Origin of the sequence: Cupriavidus sp. H18C1 (genome assembly GCF_049311595.1) — a bacterium.
GTDB lineage: Bacteria > Pseudomonadota > Gammaproteobacteria > Burkholderiales > Burkholderiaceae > Cupriavidus > Cupriavidus cauae.
On record NZ_CP186008.1, the window covers coordinates 1,371,916 to 1,397,475 of the forward strand.

16 protein-coding genes and 6 pseudogenes are annotated in these 25,560 nt (G+C 68.4%); 4 read left to right on the forward strand and 18 right to left on the reverse strand.

The features are described 5' to 3' along the window. Window positions 1-51: 51 nt before the first annotated feature. Entirely contained in the window at window positions 52-1,026 is a 975-nt protein-coding gene (locus OJJOAM_RS06510) for a LysR substrate-binding domain-containing protein (RefSeq protein WP_149317659.1), read from the reverse strand. Between the two features lie 233 nt (window positions 1,027-1,259). Here OJJOAM_RS06510 and OJJOAM_RS06515 point away from each other — a divergent pair, with 233 nt between their 5' ends. After that, window positions 1,260-1,877, forward strand: coding sequence for a cysteine dioxygenase (locus OJJOAM_RS06515; RefSeq protein WP_422649518.1), 618 nt, complete (start codon window positions 1,260-1,262; stop codon window positions 1,875-1,877). Between the two features lie 93 nt (window positions 1,878-1,970). Beyond that, a complete protein-coding gene (locus OJJOAM_RS06520) occupies window positions 1,971-2,438 on the forward strand; it encodes an Lrp/AsnC family transcriptional regulator (protein ID WP_422649260.1) in 468 nt (155 codons plus the stop codon). A gap of 15 nt (window positions 2,439-2,453) precedes the next feature. On the opposite strand, the gene OJJOAM_RS06525 is transcribed toward OJJOAM_RS06520, so the two are convergent. The 4 genes and pseudogenes from OJJOAM_RS06525 to OJJOAM_RS06540 all read right to left on the reverse strand — a co-directional run bounded on the left by OJJOAM_RS06525 (window position 2,454) and on the right by OJJOAM_RS06540 (window position 7,558). Beyond that, window positions 2,454-3,227, reverse strand: a complete 774-nt coding sequence (locus OJJOAM_RS06525) for an ABC transporter permease (RefSeq protein ID WP_422649519.1) — start codon at window positions 3,225-3,227, stop codon at window positions 2,454-2,456. 1 nt (window position 3,228) lies between these two features. Continuing rightward, a complete protein-coding gene (locus OJJOAM_RS06530; RefSeq protein WP_422649261.1) occupies window positions 3,229-4,152 on the reverse strand; it encodes an ABC transporter ATP-binding protein in 924 nt (307 codons plus the stop codon). Then, a pseudogene (locus OJJOAM_RS06535) lies at window positions 4,149-5,181 on the reverse strand (ABC transporter substrate-binding protein). Before OJJOAM_RS06535 ends, OJJOAM_RS06530 begins: the two are co-directional and overlap by 4 nt. 421 nt (window positions 5,182-5,602) lie before the next feature. Further along, window positions 5,603-7,558, reverse strand: coding sequence for an ABCB family ABC transporter ATP-binding protein/permease (locus OJJOAM_RS06540; protein ID WP_422649262.1), 1,956 nt, complete (start codon window positions 7,556-7,558; stop codon window positions 5,603-5,605). 259 nt (window positions 7,559-7,817) lie between these two features. Here OJJOAM_RS06540 and OJJOAM_RS06545 point away from each other — a divergent pair, with 259 nt between their 5' ends. Then, entirely contained in the window at window positions 7,818-8,222 is a 405-nt protein-coding gene (locus OJJOAM_RS06545) for an acyl-CoA thioesterase (RefSeq protein WP_422649263.1), read from the forward strand. A gap of 173 nt (window positions 8,223-8,395) precedes the next feature. Here the strand turns inward: OJJOAM_RS06545 and OJJOAM_RS06550 are convergent, their stop codons facing one another. The 6 genes from OJJOAM_RS06550 to clsB all read right to left on the reverse strand — a co-directional run bounded on the left by OJJOAM_RS06550 (window position 8,396) and on the right by clsB (window position 17,222). Continuing rightward, window positions 8,396-9,172 carry an enoyl-CoA hydratase gene (locus tag OJJOAM_RS06550; RefSeq protein ID WP_422649264.1) on the reverse strand — a complete coding sequence of 259 codons (777 nt, stop codon included), beginning with the start codon at window positions 9,170-9,172 and terminating at the stop codon, window positions 8,396-8,398. A gap of 137 nt (window positions 9,173-9,309) precedes the next feature. After that, on the reverse strand, window positions 9,310-10,509 hold the full coding sequence (locus OJJOAM_RS06555) for an acetyl-CoA C-acyltransferase (protein ID WP_422649520.1): 1,200 nt from the start codon (window positions 10,507-10,509) through the stop codon (window positions 9,310-9,312). A 19-nt stretch (window positions 10,510-10,528) separates the two neighbouring features. Then, entirely contained in the window at window positions 10,529-12,955 is a 2,427-nt protein-coding gene (locus OJJOAM_RS06560; protein WP_422649265.1) for a 3-hydroxyacyl-CoA dehydrogenase/enoyl-CoA hydratase family protein, read from the reverse strand. Window positions 12,956-13,067: 112 nt separating this feature from the next. Then, the gene (locus OJJOAM_RS06565; protein ID WP_422649266.1) at window positions 13,068-14,855 is read right to left on the reverse strand and encodes an acyl-CoA dehydrogenase C-terminal domain-containing protein; all 1,788 of its coding nucleotides are present in this window, start codon (window positions 14,853-14,855) and stop codon (window positions 13,068-13,070) included. Between the two features lie 71 nt (window positions 14,856-14,926). Continuing rightward, on the reverse strand, window positions 14,927-15,517 hold the full coding sequence (locus tag OJJOAM_RS06570) for a TetR/AcrR family transcriptional regulator (protein ID WP_006578334.1): 591 nt from the start codon (window positions 15,515-15,517) through the stop codon (window positions 14,927-14,929). A 364-nt stretch (window positions 15,518-15,881) separates the two neighbouring features. Next, entirely contained in the window at window positions 15,882-17,222 is a 1,341-nt protein-coding gene (gene clsB / locus OJJOAM_RS06575) for a cardiolipin synthase ClsB (protein WP_422649267.1), read from the reverse strand. A 350-nt stretch (window positions 17,223-17,572) separates the two neighbouring features. Here clsB and mobB point away from each other — a divergent pair. After that, window positions 17,573-18,083 (forward strand): annotated as a pseudogene (gene mobB / locus OJJOAM_RS06580) (molybdopterin-guanine dinucleotide biosynthesis protein B). A 55-nt stretch (window positions 18,084-18,138) separates the two neighbouring features. Here the strand turns inward: mobB and OJJOAM_RS06585 are convergent. From OJJOAM_RS06585 to OJJOAM_RS06615, 7 genes and pseudogenes are all read right to left on the reverse strand, one after another. After that, the gene (locus tag OJJOAM_RS06585; protein ID WP_422649268.1) at window positions 18,139-18,930 is read right to left on the reverse strand and encodes an endonuclease/exonuclease/phosphatase family protein; all 792 of its coding nucleotides are present in this window, start codon (window positions 18,928-18,930) and stop codon (window positions 18,139-18,141) included. Continuing rightward, a pseudogene (gene nudB / locus OJJOAM_RS06590) lies at window positions 18,927-19,459 on the reverse strand (dihydroneopterin triphosphate diphosphatase). The gene OJJOAM_RS06585 and the pseudogene nudB overlap by 4 nt, the downstream one beginning before the upstream one ends. 274 nt (window positions 19,460-19,733) lie before the next feature. Continuing rightward, window positions 19,734-20,619, reverse strand: a pseudogene (locus OJJOAM_RS06595) (hypothetical protein). Between the two features lie 179 nt (window positions 20,620-20,798). Beyond that, window positions 20,799-22,607, reverse strand: a complete 1,809-nt coding sequence (aspS, locus tag OJJOAM_RS06600; protein WP_149317645.1) for an aspartate--tRNA ligase — start codon at window positions 22,605-22,607, stop codon at window positions 20,799-20,801. 46 nt (window positions 22,608-22,653) lie between these two features. Further along, window positions 22,654-23,352, reverse strand: a complete 699-nt coding sequence (locus OJJOAM_RS06605) for a DUF502 domain-containing protein (RefSeq protein ID WP_422649269.1) — start codon at window positions 23,350-23,352, stop codon at window positions 22,654-22,656. Between the two features lie 13 nt (window positions 23,353-23,365). Then, a pseudogene (locus OJJOAM_RS06610) lies at window positions 23,366-23,699 on the reverse strand (FmdB family zinc ribbon protein). Between the two features lie 312 nt (window positions 23,700-24,011). Continuing rightward, window positions 24,012-25,449, reverse strand: a pseudogene (locus OJJOAM_RS06615) (sodium:solute symporter family protein). Window positions 25,450-25,560: the final 111 nt, after the last annotated feature.

The window sequence follows — 25,560 nt, forward strand, 5'->3', positions numbered from 1 at the left end:
CTCCCTTCCAAAGTGGGGTGCCGGGCAGCGTTCGCGGCGGCGCCTTTGGAGTCAGCCCGCCCCGCCCTCGATCGGCGCCGCGCCGGCAGACAGGCTGGCCCAGATGCGGTCGACCAGCTCGCGCTTGCGGCGCAGCTGGCTGCCGCGCCGGTCGTTGCCATGCTCGCCGGGCCGCGCCCGGTACAGCCGGATCTCCATCTCGATCGACAGCGGCGCCGCACGCGGTCCCTCGGCCCGCACCAGCCGGCCCTGCGCGACCTCCTCCCGCACGGCGCTCTCGGGCAGGAAGGCCAGACCGTGGCCGGCCAGCGCCATCACCTTGAGCGCCTCGGCCATATCGGTCTCGTAGCATTTGTCCAGCTTGAACGACTCGCTGGTATCCGACAGCAGCATCTCGACCATCCGGCCGAGGAAGGCGTTCGGCGTATAGCTGAGGAAGGACACCGGCTTGCGGTCGGTGCCCGGCAGCCGGTACAGCGGCTTGCCGCTGGCGTCCGGCACGCTGAACGGGGACATCCGTTCGACGCCGAGCACCAGCATGTCGTAGTGCGAGGGATCGAGCTGGATCGCCTGGCGCGGATGGTGGTAGACCATCACCAGGTCGCAGCCGCCCTCGACCAGCATCAGCACCGCGTCGTGCACGTTCAGCGCGCGCAGCCGGCAGGCCAGCGTGCCGACCTGCCGCTCCAGCGCCTTCAGCCATTCGGGAAAGAACGTCAGCGACAGCGTGTGGGGCACCGCGAATTCGAGCATCTGCGCATTCGCGGAGCGCTGGCCGCGCATCAGCGCACGGGTCTCGCTGACCTGGGCCAGCATCGCCAGCGCCTGCTCGTAGAACACCTTGCCGGCCGGCGTCAGGTTGGTCGGATAGCTGGAGCGGTCGATCAGCTCGGTGCCGAGCCAGGCCTCGAGCGACTGGATGCGGCGCGAGAAGGCGGGCTGGGTCACGTGCCGCAGCTCGGCCGAGCGCGAGAAGCTGTGCGTCTCCGCCAGGCTGACGAAGTCTTCAAGCCATTTGATTTCCATGGCGCATTATCTCCCGCCGGCCGCCGGCGCAAAAATATTCTAGAGCTAGCGATCGAACCGGAATATCATTCCCCAATGGATCGCTTCGGCACCACATTTTAGATCGGCTTGCTCGGCCTCGCTGGCTATGATCGGACCCATCCGCTCTCTTGCCCTCCGGAGTCTCCATGTCCAGCCTGCACGCCGAATCGCAGCCGCGCCCGTCCTCGCCGCAATCCGCCGGCTCGCCGGCCATGCTGCCGCCGTCGTGCGCAGCGTCCGAACCATCCGCGCTGTCCGCGCTGTCGCCGGCGCTGGCACGGGTGTTCGACGACAGCGCGCGGACCGTGGCGGCGCAAGTCCAGGCCTGCCTCGGCGACGACGCCGACGCGCTGCTGGCGCTGTTGCCCGCGGCCGCGCGCGCCGGCAGTCCGGACGGTTATACGCGCCACCTGATCTATGCCGATCCGATGGCGCGCTTCTCGGCGATGCTGCTGGTCTGGCGCCCGGGCCAGGCGAGCCCCGTGCACGGGCACCGCACCTGGTGCGCCTACCGCGTGCTGCAGGGCTCGCTGTACGAGCGGCACTACCGCTGGGACGAGGCGGCGCAGGTCGCGCGGCCGAGCGGCGGCGTCGTGCGGGAGCCGGGCGCGGTGTTCAGCGTGCCGGCCGGCCTTGGGCATATCCACTCGCTCGGCCATCCGGGCCGGGCCATGGACCGGCGCATGGACCAGGGCATGGGCCAGGGCATGGGCCAGGGCATGGGCCAGGGCGAGGGCGAGGCCGGCGACATCGCCGTCTCGCTGCATCTGTACGGCGTCGAGGCCGCGCAGATCGCCACCGGCATCAACCTGCTGGTGGCGACCGGCTAGCGCGTCATGACGCCGTGCGCCGCGGCTGGGGGACGCAGTGGGCCCGCCGGATCGCGATCCACCGAACCTCGCAACACCGACGGAGCCAGCGCAATGGACCGATTTGACCGATACGACCGCCAGATCCTGGCCGAGCTGCAACAGAACGCCGACCTGCCGGTGGCCGAACTGGCCGAACGGGTGGGGCTGACCTCGACGCCCTGCTGGCGCCGCGTGCAGAAGCTGCAGGAGAGCGGCGTGATCCGCAAGCGCGTGGCGCTGCTCGATGCCGCCAAGCTGAACGTCGGCGTCACCGTGTTCGTGTCGGTCCGCACCAACCAGCACAGCGCCAAGTGGCTCAAGACCTTTCACGGGCTGGTGGCATCGATCCCGGAGGTCACCGAGTTCTACCGGATGGCCGGCGACACCGACTACCTGCTGCGCGTGGTGGTGCCGGACATCGCCGCCTACGACCGCGTCTACAAGCGGCTGATCCAGGGAGCGGAGCTCGCCGACGTCAGTTCGAGCTTCGCGATGGAGCAGATCAAGTACACGACGGCGCTGCCGCTGGAGTACGTTTAAGCGACGTCCCGGGCCTCACCCCCGATGCGCCCACCCGGTCATCCGCTTCTCCAGCACGGCAAACAGCTCGTACATCGCCATCGCCATCACCGCGATCACCACCAGGCCGGCGAAGGCCAGCGGCATCTTCATCGCCGAGCCGGCCGATACCAGCAGATAGCCGATGCCCTCGTTGGCGGCGTTCATCTCCGACACCGTGGTGCCGACGAAGGCCAGCGTGATGGCTACCTTCAGCGAGGCGAAGAAGTACGGCATCGCGCGCGGCAGGCCGACCTTGAACAGCACGTCGGTGCGCCGGGCGCCCAGCACGCGCAGCACGTCCTCCAGCTCGGGCTCCAGCGTCGCCAGCCCGGTGGCGATATTGACCATCACCGGGAAGAACGAGATCAGGAACGCCGTCAGGATCGCGGGACCGGCGCCGAGGCCGAACCACACCACCACGATCGGCACGAAGGCCGCCTTGGGCAGCGCGTTGAACGCGGTCATCAACGGGTAGCCGGCCGCATACGCGAGCCGCGACGAGCCCATCAGCAGGCCCAGCACCACGCCGACCGCGATGGCGATGCCGAAGCCCACCATCGTGGTCCAGAAGGTGCGCCACGCATGGACGGCGATCACGTCCCAGTAGTCGACCAGCGATACCACGATGGCCGCCGGGCTGGGCAGGATGAAGTCGGACACCTCGAAGATCATGCAGGCGCCTTGCCACAGCAGCAGGCAGGCGGCCAGCAGCAGCCAGGGGGCGACGCGCTCCACGCGCCGCTGGGTCGAATCGGTCAGCGTGGTCATCTCAGTGCTGGCGGACATGGCCGATCTTCTCGCGCAGCATGTGCACCAGATCGGCGAAGGGTTCGGTATAGGTCAGTTCGAGATCGCGGGGACGCGGCAGCGCGATCGGCTTGCGCATCAGGATGCGGCCCGGCCGCTGGCTCATCACGTAGACCGTGTCGGCGAGGAACACCGCCTCGCGCAGGTCGTGGGTGACCAGGATCACGTTGAACCGCTGCGCCTGCCACAGGTCGCGCAGCACGCACCACAGCTCCTCGCGGGTGAAGGCGTCGAGCGCGCCGAACGGCTCGTCCAGCAGCAGCATGCGCGGCTCGTGGATCAGCGCGCGGCAGATCGACGCGCGCTGCTGCATGCCGCCCGACAGCTGCCACGGGTACTTGTCCTCGTAGCCGGCCAGCCCAACGGTGCGCAGCAGCGTGCGGGCGCGCTCGACGTATTCGTCGCGCCGCGCCCGCAGCGTCGAGCGGTACGGCTCGACGATCTCCAGCGGCAGCATCACGTTCTGCAGCGTGGTGCGCCACGGCAGCAGCGTCGGCGCCTGGAAGGCCATGCCAACCATCTTCAGCGGGCCGGTCACCTTCTCGCCGGCGATCTTCACCACACCGCGCGTGGCCGGCTTCAGGCCCGTCGCCAGCTTCATGAAGGTCGACTTGCCGCAGCCCGACGGCCCGACGATCGCAATGAACTCGCCCGGCCGCACCTGCAGCGAGATGTCCTCGACCGCGAACTCGCCCTGGCGGGCCAGCTCGTCGTTGTAGGCCAGCCAGACGCGATTGAAGTCGACGAAGGGAGCTTCGGCGTCGGCGGCGGGCGGTGCGGCCGGTGCCCCCGGCACGCCGCCGCAGACCGTGGTCGATACCGCGGCCGATGCGGCTGCCGACGCTGTAGTCGATGCAGCAGCCGATGCAGCAAGGTCGGCCGTCATCGCAGCACGTCCAGTTCCGCCGCCGACGGCAGATAGGCGTCGGTCCACAGCGCATCCGGATTGATCCGCCCCTTGGTGCCGAACGCATCAGCCACCTGCGAGGCCATCAGCGACAGGCGCGGCTTGTTGACGCGGCCGAAGCCGTCGGCGCGGGCGTCGGGGGGACTTGACCACGCTGTCGAGCGCCAGCTTCAGGCGCCGGACCTCGAGCTTCTCGTCGATGATGCCGTCGCGCGCCTTGACTGCCTTGATGCCCTCCTCCGGCCTGGCGATCACGTCGCGCGCCGATCTGGCGAAGGCCCGCAGGAAGGCCTTGACCGCCTCCGGGTTCTTCTTCAGGAAGTCCTCCGACGCGATCACGGCATTGCCGTACAGCTTGACGCCGTATTGCGGGTACGGCAGCACCACGATGTCCTCGTCCTTCACGCCGCGCGCATTGAGGTTCAGGATCGAGGTGAACGAGAAGCCGGTGATCGCGTCGAGATCGCCGCGCGTCAGCATGGTCTCGCGCAGCGTCGGGTCCATCGCCTGCCAGTTGAAGCTCGATGCCTGCAGGCCGTTGGCCTTGGCGAAGATCGGGAAGGCGCGGCGGCCGGCGTCAAACACCGGCGCGCCGAGCTTCTTGCCGGCGAGGTCCTTCGGCGCCTTGATGCCGGACTTCTTCAGCGCCAGCACGGCGGCCGGCGTGTTGTTGTAGACCATCATCACGGCGACCGGCTTGTTCTTCGCGTCCGGGTTGTTGCCGTAGAACTCCATCACCGAGGCGAGGTCGGCGAAGCCCATGTCATAGGTGCCGGAGGCCACGCGGTTGACCACATTGCCCGAGCCATTGCCGGCGTCGATCGACACATCGAGCTTCTCGGCCTTGTAGTAGCCCTTCTGCTCGCCGAGCAGGAACAGCGCCGATGGCCCCTCGAAGCGCCAGTCGAGCTGGAAGCGGACCTTGGTCGCCGCCTGTGCATGGGCCGGCGTGGCCCATTGTGTCGACAGCACCATCGCGGTGCCGAGCACCGTGCCCAGCCGCAGCATTCGGCGGCGCAGCGACGATGGTGCCGCGCTGGCCTGAAGGCTCGGCGCGTCCGCGCGCCGGTGCGTGTCCTGCTGCGCCTCCTGCGCTGACTGCTGCGCTGACTGCTGCGTGCTCTGCTGCGGATTCTGGCGTTGCGACCTGTGGTGCGGCATGTTTGCTCTCCTGTTCGTGCCTGTTTTGCGCGAACAGTGTCTGCAAGCGATATGCCAGCCTAAACGGCCTGCAAGGGGCCCCAAAGCGGGGCATGGCCGCGGCCGTTTGTCCAACCAAACTTGTGCATCGGGCCTGGCCACGGGCGATTGCGCGCGGCCATTGTCGACAATGCGAGGGCGGCGGCCTGACGCGATCTCAGGCGGCCTCAGGCGATCTCAGGCAATCTCGAGCGGCCTGACGTTCGACCTGAGGCGATCTCGAGCGACCTCAAGCGTCCTGCGTCGCGTCGCCGAGGTCCGCCGCGACCGCGGCGGCGCCTTCGATGCGGGCCAGTTCGCCGCCGTTGGCATCGGCCGCCCCGTCGCCCGTCCCCTCGGCCGACGTCGCCCCCTGCGCCGCGCTGCGCGCCTGGATGCGCCACATCTCGGCATAGCGGCCGTCGGCGCGCATCAGCTCGGCGTGCGTGCCGCGCTCGACGATGCGGCCGCGGTCCATCACCAGGATCTGGTCGGCGTGCACCACGGTGGACAGCCGGTGCGCGATCAGCAGCGTGGTGCGGTTCTGCGCCAGCCGCATCAGTTCGGCCTGGATCGCCTGCTCGGTGCGCGAGTCCAGCGCCGAGGTGGCTTCGTCGAAGATCAGGATCGGCGGGTTCTTCAGCAGCGTGCGGGCGATCGCCACGCGCTGCTTCTCGCCGCCCGACAGCTTCAGCCCGCGCTCGCCGACCGGCGTGTCGTAGCCCTGCGGCAGCTCGCGGATGAAGGCGTCGATCTGCGCCGCGCGCGCGGCCTCGATGACCTCCTCGCGGCTCGCGCCCGGGCGGCCGTAGGCGATGTTGTAGTAGATGCTGTCGTTGAACAGCACCGTGTCCTGCGGCACGATGCCGATCGCGCGGCGCAGGCTGTCCTGCGTCACGGTACGGATGTCCTGGCCGTCGACCAGCACCGCGCCGCTGCCGACGTCGTAGAAGCGGAACAGCAGCCGCGCCAGCGTCGACTTGCCCGAGCCGCTATGGCCGACCACCGCGGTGGTGGTGCCGGCGGCGATCGTGAAATCGACATCGTCGAGGATGCGCCGGTTGCTGTCGTAGCCGAAGCCGACATGGCTGAAGCGCACCTCGGCGCCCTGCACGGCCAGCGGCCGGGCATCGGGCGCGTCGGCGACCTCCCGGTTGGTGCCGAGCAGCACGAACATCCGGTCCATGTCGGTGGTGGCCTGCTTGATCTCGCGGTAGATCACGCCGAGGAAATTGAGCGGGATGTACAGCTGGATCATCAGCGTATTGACCAGCACCAGATCGCCCAGCGTCAACACGCCCTCGGCCACGCCGACGGTGGCGCGCCACAGGATCAGGATCAGGCCGATCGCGATGATGGCCTGCTGGCCGAAGTTCAGCAGCGACAGCGAGTTCTGCGAGCGGATCGCGGCGGTCCTGTACGTACGCAGGTTCTCGTCGTAGCGCGCGGCCTCGTAGGCCTCGTTGCCGAAGTACTTGACGGTCTCGAAGTTCAGCAGCGAGTCGATCGCCTTCTGGTTGGCGCGCGAATCCAGCTCGTTCATCTTGCGGCGGAAGTGCGTGCGCCATTCGGTCACCACCACCGTGAAGACGATATAGGCCAGCAGCGCGCCGCCGGTGATCGCGGCGAACCAGATGTCGTAGTGCAGCAGGAAGAAGCCCATCACCAGCGCCATCTCGACCAGCGTAGGCAGGATGCTGTACAGCGAATACGAGATCAGCGACTGGATGCCGCGCGTGCCGCGCTCGATGTCGCGGCTCATGCCGCCGGTCTGCCGGTCCAGATGGAAGCGCAGCGACAGGCTGTGCAGATGGCGGAACACCTGCAGCGCGATCTCGCGCACCGCGCTCTGCGTGACCTTGGAGAACAGGATCTCGCGCAGCTCGGTAAACAGCGTGGTCGACAGCCGCAGCAGGCCGTAGGCGACGATCAGCCCGGCCGGCACCGCCAGCAGCGCGCGCGGATCGCCGGGCGCGATGTTCATCGCGTCGATCAGGCGCTTCATCAGCACGGGCACGCCCAGGTTGGCGGCCTTGGCGGCCACCAGGCAGGTGAGCGCCAGCATCACGCGCCACTTGTAATGCCACAGATAGGGAAGCAGGTTGCGCACGGTCTGCCAGTCGCTGCGCTGGCCGCGCGCGCCGGAGAACAGCGGCGAGGACGGGGCCGTGGGGGCAGGCTCGTCCGTCGTGGAGTAGCGTCGCATACGTTAGAATTCGGGCGAATATGCGATTGTCGCAGAGTTCGGGGCGAGGGGTTTTCCGCCTGTGTTTCCCCTGTATTGCCCCTGTATTGCCCCTGTATTGCCCCTGCACTCGCCCGGCTTTTCCTTCTGCCCCGCCCGTCTTGGACCGGCCCTGATTCGGGCCCATGAACCGGGCTTCTTGAAGGGGCCTATGGATCTGCCCCATGAACTCGGCCTGTGAATCGGGCCCCTACTGCCCCTGCTGCCTTCCGGATTGACCATGAGCGAACCCCAGACCCTGTCGTCCCTGCCTCCCGGCAAGAACCCCGCGCTGCGCGTGGTGCCGATGCCCGCCGATGCCAATGTGCACGGCGACGTGTTCGGCGGCTGGATCATGGCGCAGGTCGACATCGCCGGCTCGATTCCCGCGGTCGAGCGCGCGCAGGGCCGCGTCGCCACGGTGGCGGTCAATTCCTTCCTGTTCAAGCATCCGGTGTTCGTCGGCGACCTGGTCAGCTTCTATGCCGACATCGTCAAGACGGGTCGGACCTCGATCACCGTCGAGGTCGAGGTCTACGCGCAGCGGATGCGCCATAGCAACGAGATCGTCAAGGTCACCGAGGCCACGCTGACCTATGTGGCGACCGACGAGGGACGGCAGCCGCGGGTGCTGCCGAAGGTCTAGGACGGGCGCGGCGGCATCGCGTGCGCCCTTGCCCTTCCCCCTGCCCCTCTTCCGCACGCGGGAGAGGGGAGAAAACCAGCGGCGTGCTCGCGCTGTTCCGACTGTGTTCTCCCTCTCCCCCTCAGGGGGAGAGGGCCGGGGAGAGGGGGGTGGCCTGACCCACCCCACCCCGATCAATTGAACCGCGAGAAGTCCGGCTTGCGCTTCTCGAAGAACGCCGTGAAGGCCTCCTTCGCTTCGGGCGACTGCAGCAGCCGGCGGAACACCGCGCCCTCCTGCGCCATCTGCGTCTCCATCTGCGCGGTATCCGCGCCCTTCATCAGTCGCTTGGTTTCCCGCAGCGACGACGCCGGCAGCGCCGCCAGCTTGCGCGCCTGCGCCAGCGCGAAGTCGTGCAGCTCGGCACCGGCGACCACGCGCGTCACCAGGCCGATCTGCTGCGCCTCCTGGGCACTGAACGGCTCGCCCAGCAGCAGCTTCTCGGCCGCGCGCTGGTAACCGGCCAGGCGCGGCAGCAGCAGGCTCGACGCGGCTTCCGGGCACAGCCCCAGCTGCACGAACGGCAGCGAGAAGCGCGCGCCCTCGGCCGCATAGACCAGGTCGCAATGCAGCAGCAGCGTGGTGCCGATGCCGACCGCCGGCCCGCTGACCGCCGCCACCAGCGGCTTGGCGGCATGGCTGATCTCGTGCAGGAACTGGAACACCGGTGCCTTGGCGGCATCCTCCTCGCTGCTCGGCGGCCGCTTCATGAAGTCTTCCAGATCGTTGCCGGCGGTGAAGATCTCGTCCTTGCCGCGGATCACGATCGCCCGCACGGCGTCGTCGCTCGCCGCCGCGCGCAGCGCGTCGGCCATCTGCTGATACATCGCCGCGGTGATCGCGTTCTTCTTGTCCAGGCGGTCGAACTCGATCGTCAGCACGCCTTGGTCGATGCGGGTCAGGATGCTCATGGTGTCTCCTTGGTGGTCGGTGTTCTCGTCGATGTTCTTGGCGATGTTCCTGTCCGTGCCGCCGCGACGGGAACCGCCCCGAGGAAACACGGTTCCCCGGAGCGGCTTCCCGGCTCAATCCCAGGGCACGCCTTGCGTCAAACCCGTTCGAAGATGCCGGCGGCGCCCATGCCCGTGCCGACGCACATGGTCACCATGCCGTACTTCAGGTTGTGCCGGCGCAGCGCATGCACCACGGTGGCCGAACGGATCGCGCCGGTCGCGCCGAGCGGGTGGCCCAGCGCGATCGCGCCGCCCATCCGGTTCAGCTTGGCCGGATCGAGGCCCAGATCGCGGATCACCGCCAGCGCCTGCGCGGCGAAGGCCTCGTTCAGTTCGATCCAGTCGAGCTGGTCCTGCGTCATGCCGGCGGCCTTCAGCGCGTCCGGAATGGCTTCCTTCGGACCGATGCCCATGATCTCCGGCGGCACGCCGCGCACCGCGAACGACACGAAGCGGGCCAGCGGCACCAGGTTGCAGGCCTTCAGGATCTTCTCGGAGACCAGGATCAGCGCCCCGGCGCCGTCCGAGGTCTGCGAGCTGTTGCCGGCGGTCACGCTGCCCTTGTTGGCGAACACCGGGCGCAGCTTCGCCAGCCCTTCCAGCGAGGTATCGGGACGCGGGCCCTCGTCGAGCGACAGCGTGCGGGTCTTCAGTTCGACCTCGCCGCTGGCCAGGTTCGGCAGCTTCTCGACGATCTCGACCTGCGTGATCTCGTCGGCGAACTCGCCGGCCTGCTGCGCGGCCAGCGCCTTCTGGTGCGAGGCCAGCGCGAAGGCGTCCTGGTCCTCGCGGCTGACCTGCCACTTGCGTGCGACCTGCTCGGCCGTCAGCCCCATGCCGTAGGCGATGCCGACGTTCTCGTCGCGCGCGAAGATCGACGGCGACATCGACGGCGTATTGCCCATCATCGGCACCATGCTCATCGACTCGACGCCGGCGGCGATCATCACGTCGGCCTCGCCGACGCGGATGCGGTCGGCCGCCATCGCGACGGCGCTCAGGCCCGAGGCGCAGAAGCGGTTCACGGTGATGCCGCCGACCGAGGTCGGCAGGCCCGACAGCAGCGCGCCAATGCGCGCGACGTTCAGGCCCTGCTGCGCTTCGGGAATCGCGCAGCCGACGATGGCATCCTCGATCAGCGCCGGGTCCAGGTTCGGCACCTGCGCCAGCGCGGCGCGCAGCGTGGTGGCCAGCAGATCGTCGGGCCGGTAGTGCTTGAACGCGCCCTTGGGCGCCTTGCCGATCGGCGTGCGGGTCGCGGCAACGATATAGGCGTCTTGCAGTTGTTTCATGATCGATTTCCTCGCGTGCCGATTAGTTGCGCACCGGCTTGCCGGTCTGCAGCATGCCCATGATGCGTTCCTGCGTCTTGGGGTTGCCCAGCAGTTCGATAAAGGCGCGGCGCTCCAGCGCCAGCAGCCATTCCTCGCTGACCAGCGCACCCGCTTCGACGTCGCCGCCGCAGACCGCCTCGGCGATGCGCGAGGCGATCAGGAAGTCGTGCGCGGAGATGAAGCCGCCGTCGCGCATGTTGACCAGCGAGGCCTGGATGGTGGCGATGCCCGAGCGGCCCGCCACCGGCACCAGCTCGCCCTGCGCTGGCGGACGGTAGCCGGCCTCGTGCAGCGCGCGCACTTCGCTGCAGGCGACATGCAGCAGCTCGTGCACGTTGAAGACGATCGGATCGCCCGCCTGCAGATAGCCCATCTGCCGCGCCTCCAGCGCCGAGGCCGAGACCTTGGCCATCGCCGCGTTCTGGAAGCGCTGCGTCAGGAACTGCAGATAGTTGGTGCTGCCCGCGGCCTGTGCGGCGCGCGCGGCCGCCAGCGCGGCCTCCTTCAGTCCGCCGCCGGCCGGCACCAGGCCCACCCCGACCTCGACCAGGCCCACATAGGTCTCCAGCGCCGCCACGCGCCGCGCCGAATGCAGCATCAGCTCGCAGCCGCCGCCCAGCGCGATGCCGGACGCCGCCGACACCACCGGCACCGCGGCGTACTTGACGCGCATCATGCCGTCCTGGAATTTCTTCACGAACGGTTCGACGCCCTTGGCCCCGCCCATCATGAAGGCCGGCATCGCCGCCTCGAGATTCGCGCCCGCCGAGAACGGGCCGCCCGGCGCGCCCAGCTGCAGCGAGGTCGGCTGCCACACCACCAGGCCCTTGTAGGCGCTCTCGGCCAGGTCGATCGCGCGGATCAGCCCGTCGATGGTGTCCGGCCCGATCGTGTTCATCTTGCTGTTGAACGAGATCACCAGCACGTCGTCCTGGCCCTCGCAGACCCAGATCCGCACCGCGTCGTTCTGCTCGACGGTGCGGCCGGCCTTGCGCGGATCGACCGCGTCGCTGCCCTTGAGCGCCGCGCGGAAGGCCTGGCGGCGATAGACCGGCAGCGCGCTGCGGCCGACGAACGACTGCGTGGCCGGCGACCACGAGCCCTGCGCCGAATGCACGCCCTGGTTGTCCGCCACCGGGCCGGCGAAGACCCACTCGGGCAGCGGCGCCTTCGACAGCGCCTTGCCGGCCTCGATGTCTTCCTTGACCCATTGCGCGACCTGCTGCCAGCCCGCGGCCTGCCAGTCCTCGAACGGACCGGAGTTCCAGCCGAAGCCCCAGCGGATCGCCAGGTCGACGTCGGCCGCCGAGCCGGCGATCTGCTCGAGGTAGACGGCGATGTAGTGGAACACGTCGCGGAAGATCGCCCACAGGAACTGCGCCTGCGGATTGCCCGACTCGCGCAGCAGCTTGATGCGCTCGGCCGGCTCCTTCTTCAGCATGCGCGCGACGATCTCGTCGGCCTTGCCGCCGGCGTCGACGTACTGGCCGGTCTTCGCGTCCAGCACCTTGATCTGCTTGCCTTCCTTGCGGTAGAAGCCGGCGCCGGTCTTCTGGCCCAGCGCGCCGGCATCGACCAGCGACTTGAGCACCGCGGGCGTCTGGTACACCGGCGCGAAGGGATCGTCCCGCAGGTTGTCCTGCATGGTCTTGATCACGTGGGCCATGGTGTCCAGGCCCACCACGTCGGCGGTGCGGAAGGTCGCCGACTTGGCGCGGCCCAGCTTGCTGCCGGTCAGGTCGTCGACCACGTCGAACGGAATGCCGTACTTCTCGGCCTCGGCGAACACCGCCAGAATCGAGAAGATGCCGACGCGGTTGGCGATGAAGTTCGGCGTGTCCTTGGCGCGGACCACGCCCTTGCCCAGGGTCGTTGTCAGGAAGGCTTCCAGGCGGTCCAGGATGGCCGGCTGCGTCGCCGCGGTCGGGATCAGCTCGACCAGATGCATGTAGCGCGGCGGATTGAAGAAGTGCACGCCGCAGAAGCGCGCCTTCAGCTCGGCGTCGAAGCCGTCGGACAGCGCGGTGATCGACAGGCCGGAGGTGTTGGTGGCGAAGATCGCGTCGGCGCCCAGATGCGGGGCGACCTTCCGGTACAGGTCGTGCTTCCAGTCCATGCGCTCGGCGATCGCCTCGATCACCAGGTCGCATTCCTTCAGCAGCGCGAGGTCGTCCTCGTAGTTCGCGGCGCGGATCAGGCCGGCGTCGTCCTTCAGGCCGAGCGGCGCGGGCGACAGCTTCTTCAGGTTCTCGATGGCCCGCAGCACGATGCCGTTCTTCGGGCCTTCCTTGGCCGGCAGATCGAACAGCATCACCGGCACGCGGGCATTGACGAGGTGGGCCGCGATCTGCGCGCCCATGACGCCGGCACCCAGCACGGCGACTTTCTTGACGATGAAATTGGACATGCGCGCTCCTCGGAGGTGAGCGTTGAAATGATGGATGTCCTCGGTTGCCTTCCCTCCCCCGCCTGCGGGAGAGGGAAAACCGGGAGGATGGTCTCGGTGTCTCGGCGTTGCCTCAGAACAGCTCGGCGTCCAGCGCCATCAGCGTGCTCGCGCCGGCGCGCGCCATGCGGATCTGCGCGGCGGTCTCCGGCAGCAGCTTGGCGAAATAGAAGCGCGCGGTGGCCAGCTTGGCGGTGTAGAACTTGTCGCCACTGTCCTGCTTCTCCAGCGCGATCTTGGCCATGCGGGCCCAGAAGTAGGCGAACACCAGATGGCCGACCACGCGCAGGTACGGCACCGCGGCGGCGCCGACCTCGTCGGGATTGGCCATCGCCTTCATGCCGATCTCCATCGTCAGCTTCTGCACCTTGTCGCCCAGGTCCGCCAGCGGATTGACGAACTCCTGCATCGCCTCGTTGGTGCCCTCGGCCTCGACGAACTCCTGCACGATCTTGCCGAAGGCCTTCATCTTCGCGCCCATGTCCCCGAGGATCTTGCGGCCCAGCAGGTCCAGCGCCTGGATCGTGTTGGTGCCCTCGTAGATCATGTTGATGCGGGCATCGCGCACGTACTGCTCCATGCCCCATTCGGAGATATAGCCGTGGCCGCCGAACACCTGCATGCCCTCGTTGGTGGCGATGAAGGCGTTGTCGGTCAGGAAGGCCTTGATCACCGGCGTCAGCAGCGCGACCAGGTCGCCGGCCTGCTTGCGCACGGCCTCGTCCGGGTGCGACAGCTCGCGGTCGATCTGCAGCGCGGTCCAGTAGCTGAAGGCGCGGCCGCCTTCGGCGAAGGCCTTCTGCGTCAGCAGCATGCGGCGCACGTCGGGATGCACGATGATCGGATCGGCCGGCTTGTCTGGTGCCTTCGGGCCCGTCAGCGAACGCATCTGCAGCCGCTCCTTCGCGTAGGCCACCGAGTTCTGGTAGGCGACCTCGGTCAGGCCCAGGCCCTGCATGCCGACGCCAAGACGCGCGGCGTTCATCATCACGAACATCGCGTTCAGGCCCTTGTTGGGCTCGCCGACCAGCCAGCCGCGCGCGCCGTCCAGGTTCATCACGCAGGTGGCGTTGCCGTGGATGCCCATCTTGTGCTCGATCGAACCGCAGACGATGCCGTTGCGCTCGCCCGGATTGCCGTCGGCATCGGGAATGAACTTCGGCACCACGAACAGCGAGATGCCCTTGGTGCCCTGCGGCGCGTCAGGCAGGCGCGCCAGCACCAGATGGATGATGTTGGCCGACAGGTCGTGCTCGCCCGCCGAGATGAAGATCTTGGTGCCGGTCAGGCTGTACGAGCCGTCGTCCAGCGGTTCGGCTTTGGTGCGCAGGATGCCGAGGTCGGTGCCGCAGTGCGGCTCGGTCAGGCACATGGTGCCGGTCCACTCGCCGGACACCAGCTTGGGCAGGTAGCGCTGCTGCAGCTCGGGCGTGCCGTGCGCGTGCAGCGCCTCGTAGGCGCCGTGCGACAGGCCAGGGTACATCGTCCAGGCCTGGTTCGCCGAGTTCAGCATCTCGAACAGCGCGTTGTTGACCAGGATCGGCAGGCCCTGGCCGCCGAATTCGGGATCGCACGCCAGCGCCGGCCAGCCGGCCTCGACGTACTGCCGGTAGGCTTCCTTGAAGCCCGCCGGCGCGGTCACGACGCCGTCGCCGTGGTGGGTGCAGCCCTCGCGGTCACCGCTCTGGTTCAACGGGAAAATGACTTCCGAGCAAAACTTGCCGGCTTCCTCGATGACCTGGTTGATGGTGTCCGCATCGACGTCGGCGTGCGGCGGCATCGCCTTGAGCTCGGCCTCGACGCCGAGCAGTTCGTGCAGCACGAATTGCATGTCGCGCAGCGGAGCGGTGTACTGGCCCATCAAGATCTCCTTGGAGTTGGCGAAGCCGCCGCGCCGCTGGTGCTGTCAAGCACGCCATGCCCGCGGCGGCATCAGGTACGGTAGGACTGAATCAGCTTGTTGAGCGCGACCATGGCAAGCTCGGCGCTGTCGGGCAGGCGCAGGAAGCGGGCATCGTGATGCAGCCCCAGCTCGAGGCTGTACATCTCGAACAGCATCAGGCGCGGATCGCAGTCCGCGCGCAGATGGCCTTCTTCCTTGGCCTGTTCGATCGCGCGTGTCAGCGCGGCCCGCCAGATCGTGACGCTCTTGATCAGCTCGTCGCGCACCGGGCTTTCCGCGCGGTCATCGTATTCGACCGCCCCGCTGATGTAGATGCAACCGGTGGTGACTTCCTGGATCCGTTTTTCCATCCAGCGCCGCACCATCGACCACAGGCGCGGCAGACCGCGCGGCTCGTTCAGCGAGGGATAGAAGACCTCCTGCTCGAACCGGCGGTGATACTCGCGCACCACCTCCACCTGCAGGTCTTCGCGCGAACCGAAATGCGCGAACACGCCGCTCTTGCTCATTTGCATGCGTTCCGCGAGCAGACCGATGGTCAAACCTTCGAGTCCGTCGCGGGACGACAATTCCAGTGCGGCGTCGAGAATCGCCACGCGCGTCATCTCCCCCTTGCGCATCGGGGTGGGAGAAGCGTTGGCGGCGGATTCGAGACGGGCTGACTGGTGTCGCATGATTTTTCTCCGTACTTTTTGCGGCATCGGTTCGCGATGCCGCGCTTGGCCCTGGCCGGTGATGTCGATCGCCGCGGCGCGCCGGACAAGGCGGCGCCGGGTGGCGAATGCACGCAGTCTAAGCCAAAAAAGAACGGTCGTTCAGATTATTCTGGCCGCGCCTGCCGCTATCAAGTTTTTAATTAGACCTTCGTTTCTAAACCGAACTGCGCCCAACTGCGGTGCAACATCCGCCGGTCGGCGTCGGTGGCGAGGCCGATGTGCGGATGCGCGCCGCATTTTGCCGCAAGGCAGCACCGGCATGCCACGTTCAGTAGCGGCCGGCCGCGCCGGCCACCATGACGCCGAAGCGCAACAGCATGTAGGCGGTCCAGTCCAGGCAGCGGCGCAGGCGGCCGCGGCGGGCATGATCCTCCGGCACGACCGGCGCGCTGCGCAGCGCGATCGCGCGTTCGAGTTCGCGGCGCAGCTCGGCGGCGAAGGCCTCGTCGTAGACCGCCACATTGGCCTCGCGCGCCAGCAGCAGGCTGAACGGATCCATGTTGCTGGAGCCGACCGTCGCCCAGCTGTCGTCGATCACCGCGACCTTGGCGTGCAGGAAGCTCTCGGCGTACTCGTGGATCTCGACGCCGGCCTCGAGCAGCGTGGCGTACAGCGCGTGGGTCGCGTAATGCTGCAGCCTGTACTCGACCATCCCCTGCAGCAGCAGCCGCACGCGCACGCCGCGGCGGCGGCAGGCCAGCAGCGCGCGCCGCATCTTGGCGCCCGGCAGGAAGTAGGCGTTGGCGATGATGACGTCGTGCCGCGCCGCGCCCAGCGCCTGCAGATAGGCCCGCTCGATGGTGCGGCGATTGCGCAGGTTGTCGCGCAGCAACAGCGCCGCGCGCACGCCGCCGCCCTCGACCGGCGCGGACACCGGGGCCTGCGCAAGCGGAAATTCGCCCGCGAGGCCCGACAAGCCGCCCGCGATCCCGCCGCCTTGCATCTCGCCGCGCAGCGCGAGCCGCCACCACAGCCGCTCGGCGGTCAGCGCGATCTGGCCGGCCAGCGGGCCGGTGACGCGCACCGCGAAGTCGTAGCGCGGACCGAGCTGGGCCTCGTCGAAGGGGCCGTGATTGTGGTCGTCGATGATGTTGATGCCGCCGACGAAGGCGATGCGCCGGTCGATCACCGCGAGCTTGCGGTGCAGCCGGCGCAGATGCCGGCGCGCCAGGCGAAAGCCCCGCAGCGGCCGGTACACGGTCAGCCGGACGCCGCCCTGCTGCAGCCGCTCGACCAGCGGCGCCGGCATGTCGCCGGCGCCGAAGCCGTCGACCAGCAGATGGACGCGCACGCCGCGCTCGACCGCGCGCAGCAGCGCGTCGGCAACCGCCTGGCCGACCTCGTCGTCGGCATAGATATAGGTCTCCAGCGAGACCGACAGCACCGCCTGGTCGATCGCCGCGATCAGCGCCGGGAAATATTCGCCGCCGCCGCGCAGCAGCTCGACGCGGTTGCCGCCCACCGGCCGGCCGGGCCCGGTACGCAGCAGGCGGGCGTCGTGTCGCCCTTCCGCGCCCGCGGCCGCCGTGGCGGCCGGGGTGCCTTCCGCCGCATGCGCGGCGGTCCTGGAAGACCGGGTGGATTCTCTTGGGCTCTCGGACAAGGGCATGGCGGCATTATCGGTCACCTCGCGGCGGAAACGCCACCCGGTGGGCATTGGCGCCGGGTGTCGGGCCGGACCTCGAGCGAGACCTTGGGCCAGACTTCGGGCCGGACCTCCGACCGGAAGCGGGGCCGGACCTCGGGCCACACCTTGGGCCGGACCTCCGAGCGGAAGCCGGGCCGGACCTCGGGCCTGGGGGGGACGGACGCGCGCCGACTCTGCTATCGTCGCGCTTTATTCCCGACTTCATTCCCGACCTTGTTCGCGACGCTGTTGCTGACATCGTCCCACCGCCGTCCCCGCGCACTGAGCCGCCCACTGAGCCGCACTGCGCTGCGCATTGAACTGATTCGATCGTGAAGGTATTCGGTATCGCCGGCACTTCCGGCAGCGGCAAGACCACCTTGCTGGACCAGTTGATTCCCCGCTTCGTCGCGTCCGGGCTGCGCGTGGCCGGCGTCAAACACACCCATCACGGATTCGACCCGGATACCCCCGGCAAGGATTCGTGGCGGATGCGCGAGGCGGGCTGCGCCAATGTGGTGCTGGTCGGCGCGCGCCATCTGACGCTGATGCGCCGCTACGACGAGGGCGCGCCGCCGCCCGAACTGGCCGACGCGCTGGCGGTGCTGCCCCCTCGATACCGATCTGGTGCTGGTCGAGGGATACAAGCACAGCGACGTGCCCAAGCTCGAGGTCTATCGTCCCGGCCACGGCCGGGCGCCGCTGTGGCCGGACGTGCCGGGCATCGTCGGCGTCGCCACCGATGCGCCGGACGAAGTGGCCGCGCTGACCCGGCTCCCGGTGCTCGACCTGAACCGGATCGACGCCATCGAGGCCTTCGTGCGGGAACGGGCGGGGCTGTAGTAGCCGAAGCGGACGCCTTGGCGCGGCCTCGCCGCCGGGCCGGCGGCCTGGGCGGCTATCCGGCCGCGCCCGCCGTCTCGTCGCTGTGCCGCGGATTGGCCTCGGGCACCTGCGGCCGCGCCAGTTCGGCGACCAGCGGCACATGGTCGGAGCGCTGTGCCCAGTCGCGCCCGGTCAGCACGCGGGCGCGCTCGATCTCGAAGCCGCGCACGTAGATCCGGTCAAGCTGCCACCACGGCATATGGCTCGGAAAGGTATGCAGCCGCGAGCCGCGCGCATGCGAGGCCTCCAGCGCGCCCAGCGTATTGCAGATCAGCGCGTCGAGCCGATGGTTCCAGTCGTTGAAGTCGCCGGCGATCACCAGCGGGGCGTCCGCCGGCACCACGTTGCGCACCCGTTCGACCAGCGCCTCGGCCTGGCGCGCGCGGCTGCGCGCGAACAGGCCGAAATGCACGCAGATCAGATGGGCCTCGATGCCGTGGACATCCGCCACCGCATGCAGCAGCCCGCGCTGCTCGAAGCGGTGGTCGGAGATATCGAGGTTCTCCGACATCAGGATCGGATGGCGCGACAGGATCGCGTTGCCATGGTGGCCATGGTCGTAGACCGCGTTGCGGCCATAGACCGAGTGCGGATAGGCGTCGGTCGCCAGGTAGTTCAGCTGCGTGTAGTCGGAATCGAACAGGGAGGCGGCCACCAGGCGGTCGTTGCGGTCCTGCACTTCCTGCAGGAAGACGATGTCGGCGTCGACGGTCTGCAGCCCGTCGCGGACATGCTGGATGCGCGGACGGCGCGCGAAGCCGGTCAGCCCCTTGTGGATGTTGTAGGTGACCACGCGCAACTTCATCGCGGCCCTCCGGCCTGGCCGGCGCCCGCGGCCTCCACGGCGCCCACGGCGCCCACGGCCCCCGCCGCGCACGCAGTCGCCCCGGCCGCCGCCCGCCAGGCCAGCTGGCGTATCGCTTCGGCGTTGCTCGACGAGAAGCAGCGCGCGGCCGCCTGCTCCCACGGCAGCCAGACCGATTGCAGATGCTCGCGCGGCGCAAGCGTGACCGGCAGCGGCCGCTCGACGCACAGGCCGAACCAGTGCTCGACATTGCGCGTGACCCCCGGGCGCATAGCGATGGCGCCATTCGGGGTAGATCTCGTATTCGATGTGGTGGCCCCAGTCCTGCAGGCGGTGCTCGCTCGCGACGATGCCGGTTTCCTCGGCCACCTCGCGGGCGGCGGTCAATGCCAGGGGTTCGTCGGGGGGTATCGAGGCTGCCTGTGACCGATTGCCAGAAGCCGGGACGGTCGGCGCGCTCCAGCAGCAGGACCTGCAGATCGGTCGTATGGATCACGACCAGCACGGATTCGGGAATCTTGTAGGGCATGGGATCGGACGGGAACAGGCTGACAAGCTTAACGCAGTTGCCCGCCGGCGCCACCGGCGTTAGTCCGACAAGCCCGGAAGCCATGGGGATGATGTGATGGCGTGGGCACTGAGGACGCGCTGCGACCCGGCCATCCTGGACCCGGGATGTTCTCCTCTCCCCCCGGGGAGAGAGGGTTGGGGAGAGGGGTGGTTCCAATGCCCCGCGGCATGACCACCCGCCGCTGCCGCCCCCCGCCCTCGTCCGCTTGCGGGAGAGAGGAGAAAATCCGTGGTCAGGCCCGCTCTTCCCGGGCGCCCGCTTCGCGCACCCAGCTGTCGAACACCTCCGGCGAGTCGCCGTGGCCCCAGGCGGCGCGCAGCTGCTGCATCAGCGGCGCCAGCGATTCGGTGTAGCGCGCGGCGGCGGCGTGCGCCTCGGTCGCCAGCGCTTCGGCGGCCTGGTTGGCGCGCGCCTGCATCTCGGTGCGCGCCTGCGCGACTTCCCTTCTCGCGCTGGCCCAGTGCGTGGTACTTCTGGATCAGGAAGCGCTGGTAGTCGCCGCCCTCGCCATGCGGGGCCTGCGCGGCCTGCGCGTTCACCTGCTCGAAGCGCAGCACGATGCTGGCGGTCTCCTGCTCGATCTGCGCGGCCTCGGCCACCAGCGCCTGTGCCGCGTCCTGCAGCGCCAGCGCGTCGCGGCGGCGGGCCTGCAGTTGCGCGGCCATCGTCTCGAAAGTCCGCTGCGCGGCCAGATAGGCCTGCACCACCGGCTGCGGCGCGACCACCAGCAGCGGATCGGCGCCGCTGCCGCGGCGGCCGGTCAGCAGGGCGTCCTCGGGCAGGCGCAGGTTGCCGACTTCCTCCAGCCAGCGCCCGCGCGCCATCACCGCGGCAACCGTATCGAGCGCCACGCGCCGCAGCGCCTCGGCGCGCTGCATCTGCACCGCGCCGCCTTCGGCCGCCGCGCTGCCCACCTGCGCGGCGTGCGCGATATCGGGGACGCAGGCGGCCACCGTGGTCGCCACCGATTCCGACATCGCCTGCGCGGACTTGCGCACCGCCCGGCGCAGCTCGAAGCGCGCCAGCAGCATCATCACCAGCCCGGCGACCAGCCAGGTCAGGATCGTCTCCGCATGCTGCAGCAGGAATTGGCGGATCAGTTCGATATCCAGTGTCACCTTTGTTCTCCCCTTGTCAGGCGCGGCTGCCCGCGGCAGCCCGATGGATGACCTCGCGGGGTGGCCGATCGTTCCCATGGGAAACAATTGGAAACCTCGATCGCCCTCCCCAGCCTACACAAACGAAAAACGGCCGCGCTCGCGCACGGCCGTCGTCTCTCGCTACCTCGCCAGCGGCATCACGCCGAAGCCTTCGGCTCGGGCGTGCGCAGGCGGATATGCAGCTCGCGCAGCTGCTTCTCATCGACCGAGCTCGGCGCCTGCGTCAGCAGGTCCTGCGCGCGCTGCGTCTTCGGGAAGGCGATCACGTCGCGGATCGAATCGGCGCCGGCCATCATCGTGACGATGCGGTCCAGGCCGAAGGCGATGCCGCCATGCGGGGGCGCGCCGTACTGCAGCGCGTCCAGCAGGTAGCCGAACTTGACGCGAGCCTCTTCCTCGTTGATCTTCAGCGCGCGGAACACCTTGCTCTGCACGTCCTCGCGATAGATACGCACCGAGCCGCCGCCGATTTCCCAGCCGTTGAGCACCATGTCGTAGGCCTTGGCGATGCACTTGCCCGGATCGGTGGCCAGGTACTCCAGGTGCTCGTCCTTGGGGCTGGTGAACGGGTGGTGCATCGCGACCCAGCGGGCGTCTTCCTCGTCGTACTCGAACATCGGGAAGTCCACCACCCACAGCGGCTTCCACGCGTCCTCGAACAGGCCGTTGGCCTTGCCGAATTCCGAGTGGCCGATCTTCAGGCGCAGCGCGCCCATCGCGTCGTTGACGACCTTGGCCTTGTCGGCGCCGAAGAACAGGATGTCGCCATCCTGCGCGCCCGAGCGCTTCAGGATCTCGGCGATGGCCGCGTCATGCAGGTTCTTGACGATCGGCGACTGCAGGCCGTCGCGGCCCTTGGCCACTTCGTTGACCTTGATCCAGGCCAGGCCCTTGGCGCCGTAGATGGCGACGAACTGCGTATAGGCATCGATCTCGCCGCGCGAGATCTGGCCACCGCCGGGCACGCGCAGCGCGACCACGCGGCCGTTGTCGCTGTTGGCCGGGCCCGAGAACACCTTGAAGTCGACGTCCTTCATGACCTCGGTCAGCTCGGTGAACTCGAGCTTGACGCGCAGGTCCGGCTTGTCCGAGCCGAAGCGGGCCATCGCCTCGCGGAATTCCATCACCGGGAAGCGGTCGTCCAGCGCCACGCCGATGGTGTTCTTGAACACCGTGCGGATCATGTTCTCGAACAGGTCGCGGATGTCCTGCTCGGTCAGGAACGAGGTCTCGCAGTCGATCTGCGTGAATTCGGGCTGGCGGTCGGCGCGCAGGTCCTCGTCGCGGAAGCACTTGGTGATCTGGTAGTAGCGATCGAAGCCCGACACCATCAGCATCTGCTTGAACAGCTGCGGCGACTGCGGCAGCGCGAAGAAGTGGCCCGGGTTGACCCGCGACGGCACCAGGTAGTCGCGCGCGCCCTCGGGCGTGCTCTTGCCCAGCATCGGCGTCTCGATGTCGATGAAGCCCTGCTCGTCCAGGTACTTGCGCACTTCCATCGCGACCTTGTAGCGCAGGCGCAGGTTGTACTGCATCTGCGGGCGGCGCAGGTCCAGCACGCGATGCGTCAGGCGGGTGGTCTCCGACAGGTTGTCGTCGTCGAGCTGGAACGGGGGCGTGACCGACGGGTTCAGCACGGTCAGCTCATGGCACAGCACCTCGATCTTGCCCGAGGTCAGGTTGGCGTTCTCGGTGCCGGCCGGGCGCGCGCGCACCTTGCCGGTCACGCGGATGCAGAACTCGTTGCGGATGTCCTCGGCGACCTTGAACATTTCGGGGCGGTCCGGATCGCAGACGACCTGCACCAGGCCCTCGCGATCGCGCAGGTCGATGAAGATCACGCCGCCGTGGTCGCGGCGCCGTTGCACCCAGCCGGTCAGGGCCACTTCCTGGCCGGTCAGTTGTTCGGTCACGAGACCGCAGTAGTGAGTTCGCATGGAGGACATAGGAGAAATTCCCGGTAAGGCGCGGCCGCGCTCGAGCGGCCCGCGGTCAATTGGAGTGCGATGGGTCGGCGGCGGAGGCGCCGGCGGCAGCGGCGGGGGCGCGGCTCGGCGCGGCCTTGCGCGGCAACTCGGCCGGCGCGACCACACCCATCGACACGATGTACTTCAGGGCGGCATCGACGGTCATGTCGAGCTCGATGGTGTCCGCCTTGGGCATCATCAGGAAGAAGCCCGAGGTCGGATTCGGCGTGGTCGGCACGTAGACGCTGACGTACTCGCCCTGCAGGTGGTTCTGCACGTCGCCGCCAGGCCGGCCGGTCAGGAAGGCGATGGTCCACGAGCCCTCGCGCGGGTACTGCACCAGCAACGCCTTGCGGAAGGCGTTGCCGGACGAGGACAGCAGCGTGTCCGAGACCTGCTTGACGCTGGAATAGATCGGGCCCACCACCGGGATATGGTGCAGCAGCGCTTCCCACCAGCGCACCAGGCGCTGGCCGATGAAGTTGTGCGCCAGCACGCCGACCAGCAGGATGAACAGCAGCGTCAGGATCGCGCCCAGGCCGGGCACGCGCATGCCGAACAGCTGGCGGTCGAACTGCCAGGCCTCGGGCAGCAGCGCGAGGCTCTGGTCCATCGTGCCGATGATCAGGCTGAGCACCCACAGCGTGATGCCCAGCGGCACCAGCACCAGCAGGCCGGTCAGAAACCAGGTCTTCAGTGCGGAAGTCTTCTTGTTGGTTGCCACGTTCCTTCCTGGTTCAGTGGCAGGCGCAGGCGCTGCCGCAGCCGCCGGCCGCGGGCGCCGCGCTGGCGGACGCCGACGACTCGGCCGGCTTGCCCGCGCCGGCGTCGCCGGTGCTGCCCGCGCCCGAGCTGGCGCCGGTGCTGGCGCCGTTGTTGGTGTTGCCGCCGCGGAAGTCGGTCACATACCAGCCCGAACCCTTGAGCTGGAAACCGGCCGCGGTCAGCTGCTTCTTGAAGGCCCCCGCCGTATTGCAGGATGGGCAGTCGGTGAGCGGGGCATCGCTCATTTTCTGCAGCACATCGCGCCCATGGCCGCAAGGCGTCGCAACGGTAGGCATAGATCGGCATCGTGGCTCTCCGGGAGATCCGAAATGGGTCAACAAAAAATCGAAGGGAAATCAACGCGCGCGGCCGGCGCGGCGTTCCAGGCTGTCGCCCGCCACCGTCCGGCCATGCAAAGCCTTGAATTATAAACCGTTTGGGCGCCGTTGCCGCCGGAAAAGCGGCCCGGCTCGGGCCCAGACCGGCCGATTGGGGGGGATCCGACCGGATCGGCGTCGGATCGGCGTCGGATCGGCGTCGGATCGGCGCCGGCTTGGGGGCGCGTCGGCGCCGGATCCGGGCCGCGATTCGCCGCGCGGCAGCCCTTCGGGGCCGCAATCACGCGATATGCACTTCCTTGACCGGCGGGCGGTCGCCGATCCATTGCGGCAGCAGCGAGCCAACCAGCATGCCGCCCAGCGAGAACAGCAGGCCGACCATCTGCGGCGGCACCGCGGCCTCGGAGAACAGGATCTCGCAGACCAGCCACGAGCTCAGGCCCAGCAGGATCGCGGCGAGGCCGCCCTGGCGCGTGGCGCGCTTCCAGAACAGGCCGAAGGCCAGCGGCACGAACGACGACACCAGCGTGACCTTGTAGGCATTCTCGACCATGTGGAAGATCGACAGGTGCGAGTTCAGCGCGAACAGCGTGACCAGCGTCGTGAACACCAGCACGACCGCCTGCATCACCCGCAGAAAGCGCCTGTCGTCCAGATGGCGGAAGTACGGCCGCAGGATGTTCTCGGCGAAGGTCACCGACGGCGCCAGCAGCGTGGCCGACGCGCAGCTCTTGATCGCCGACAGCAGCGCGCCGAAGAACATCACCTGGGCGAACAGCGGCGCGTGGTCCAGGATCAGCGTCGGCAGGATCAGCTGCGAATCGGTATCGATATAGCGCTGCACCATCGCCGGATCGATCAGCGTGGCCGAGTACGCCAGGAACATCGGAATGAAGGCGAAGCAGAAGTACAGCACGCCGCCCAGCACCGAGGCGCGGCCGGCGATCTGCTCGGTGCGCGACGAGGTGACCCGCTGGAACACGTCCTGCTGCGGGATCGAGCCGAGCATCATCGTAAACAGCGCGGCGGCAAAGCCGATGATCTGGATCAGGTCCAGCTCCGGCAGGAATTCGAGCTTGCCCGCCGCGGCCGCGTGCGACACCACCGCCGACACGCCGCCGGCCTGGCCGCTGACCTCGTAGCCGATATACAGCATGCCGATCACGATGATGATCATCTGGATGAAGTCGGTGATCGCCACCGACCACATGCCGCCGAACAGCGTGTAGACCAGCACGCTGGCGGCGCCGATCATCATGCCGGCCTCCTGCGACAGCGCGCCGTCCGACACCGTATAGAACACCAGCCCCAGCGCCTTGATCTGCGCCGCCACCCAGCCGAGATAGGACACCACGATGCACAGCGTGGTCAGGACCTCGGCCAGGCGCCCATAACGGTTGTGGTAGTAGTCGCCGATCGTCAGCAGGTTCATCCGGTACAGCGGACGGGCGAAGAACAGGCCGACCAGGATCAGGCACAGCGACGAGCCGAACGGGTCGGACACGACGCCGGACAGCCCTTCCTTCAGGAATACCGCGGGGGATGCCGAGCACGGTCTCGGAGCCGAACCAGGTCGCGAACACGGTCGCGGTGACCACGTAGAACGGCAGGCTGCGGCCGGCCACGGCGAAATCGGTCGTGTTGCGCACGCGCAGCGCGGCCCACAGGCCGATGCCGACCGAGATTACCCAGTAGATGATGACAAACCAGATCAGCATGCTGCTGCCCTATCCCAAAGAGCCCAGGGGCCAAGAAACCGAATGGCGGACGGCGGCAAGGTGCGCGCGTCCGCAGTCCAATTCATCGGTCGGGGCCGCGTGGGTGGCGGA

Bases quoted from the DNA above. Each gene is read 5' to 3' on its own strand.
- OJJOAM_RS06510 (WP_149317659.1), bottom strand. From the start codon at position 1,026: ATGGAAATCAAATGGCTTGAAGACTTCGTCAGCCTGGCGGAGACGCAC.
- OJJOAM_RS06515 (WP_422649518.1), top strand. From the start codon at position 1,260: ATGCTGCCGCCGTCGTGCGCAGCGTCCGAACCATCCGCGCTGTCCGCG.
- OJJOAM_RS06520 (WP_422649260.1), top strand. From the start codon at position 1,971: ATGGACCGATTTGACCGATACGACCGCCAGATCCTGGCCGAGCTGCAA.
- OJJOAM_RS06525 (WP_422649519.1), bottom strand. From the start codon at position 3,227: ATGACCACGCTGACCGATTCGACCCAGCGGCGCGTGGAGCGCGTCGCC.
- OJJOAM_RS06530 (WP_422649261.1), bottom strand. From the start codon at position 4,152: ATGACGGCCGACCTTGCTGCATCGGCTGCTGCATCGACTACAGCGTCG.
- OJJOAM_RS06540 (WP_422649262.1), bottom strand. From the start codon at position 7,558: ATGCGACGCTACTCCACGACGGACGAGCCTGCCCCCACGGCCCCGTCC.
- OJJOAM_RS06545 (WP_422649263.1), top strand. From the start codon at position 7,818: ATGAGCGAACCCCAGACCCTGTCGTCCCTGCCTCCCGGCAAGAACCCC.
- OJJOAM_RS06550 (WP_422649264.1), bottom strand. From the start codon at position 9,172: ATGAGCATCCTGACCCGCATCGACCAAGGCGTGCTGACGATCGAGTTC.
- OJJOAM_RS06560 (WP_422649265.1), bottom strand. From the start codon at position 12,955: ATGTCCAATTTCATCGTCAAGAAAGTCGCCGTGCTGGGTGCCGGCGTC.
- OJJOAM_RS06565 (WP_422649266.1), bottom strand. From the start codon at position 14,855: ATGGGCCAGTACACCGCTCCGCTGCGCGACATGCAATTCGTGCTGCAC.
- OJJOAM_RS06570 (WP_006578334.1), bottom strand. From the start codon at position 15,517: ATGCGCAAGGGGGAGATGACGCGCGTGGCGATTCTCGACGCCGCACTG.
- clsB (WP_422649267.1), bottom strand. From the start codon at position 17,222: ATGCCCTTGTCCGAGAGCCCAAGAGAATCCACCCGGTCTTCCAGGACC.
- OJJOAM_RS06585 (WP_422649268.1), bottom strand. From the start codon at position 18,930: ATGAAGTTGCGCGTGGTCACCTACAACATCCACAAGGGGCTGACCGGC.
- aspS (WP_149317645.1), bottom strand. From the start codon at position 22,607: ATGTCCTCCATGCGAACTCACTACTGCGGTCTCGTGACCGAACAACTG.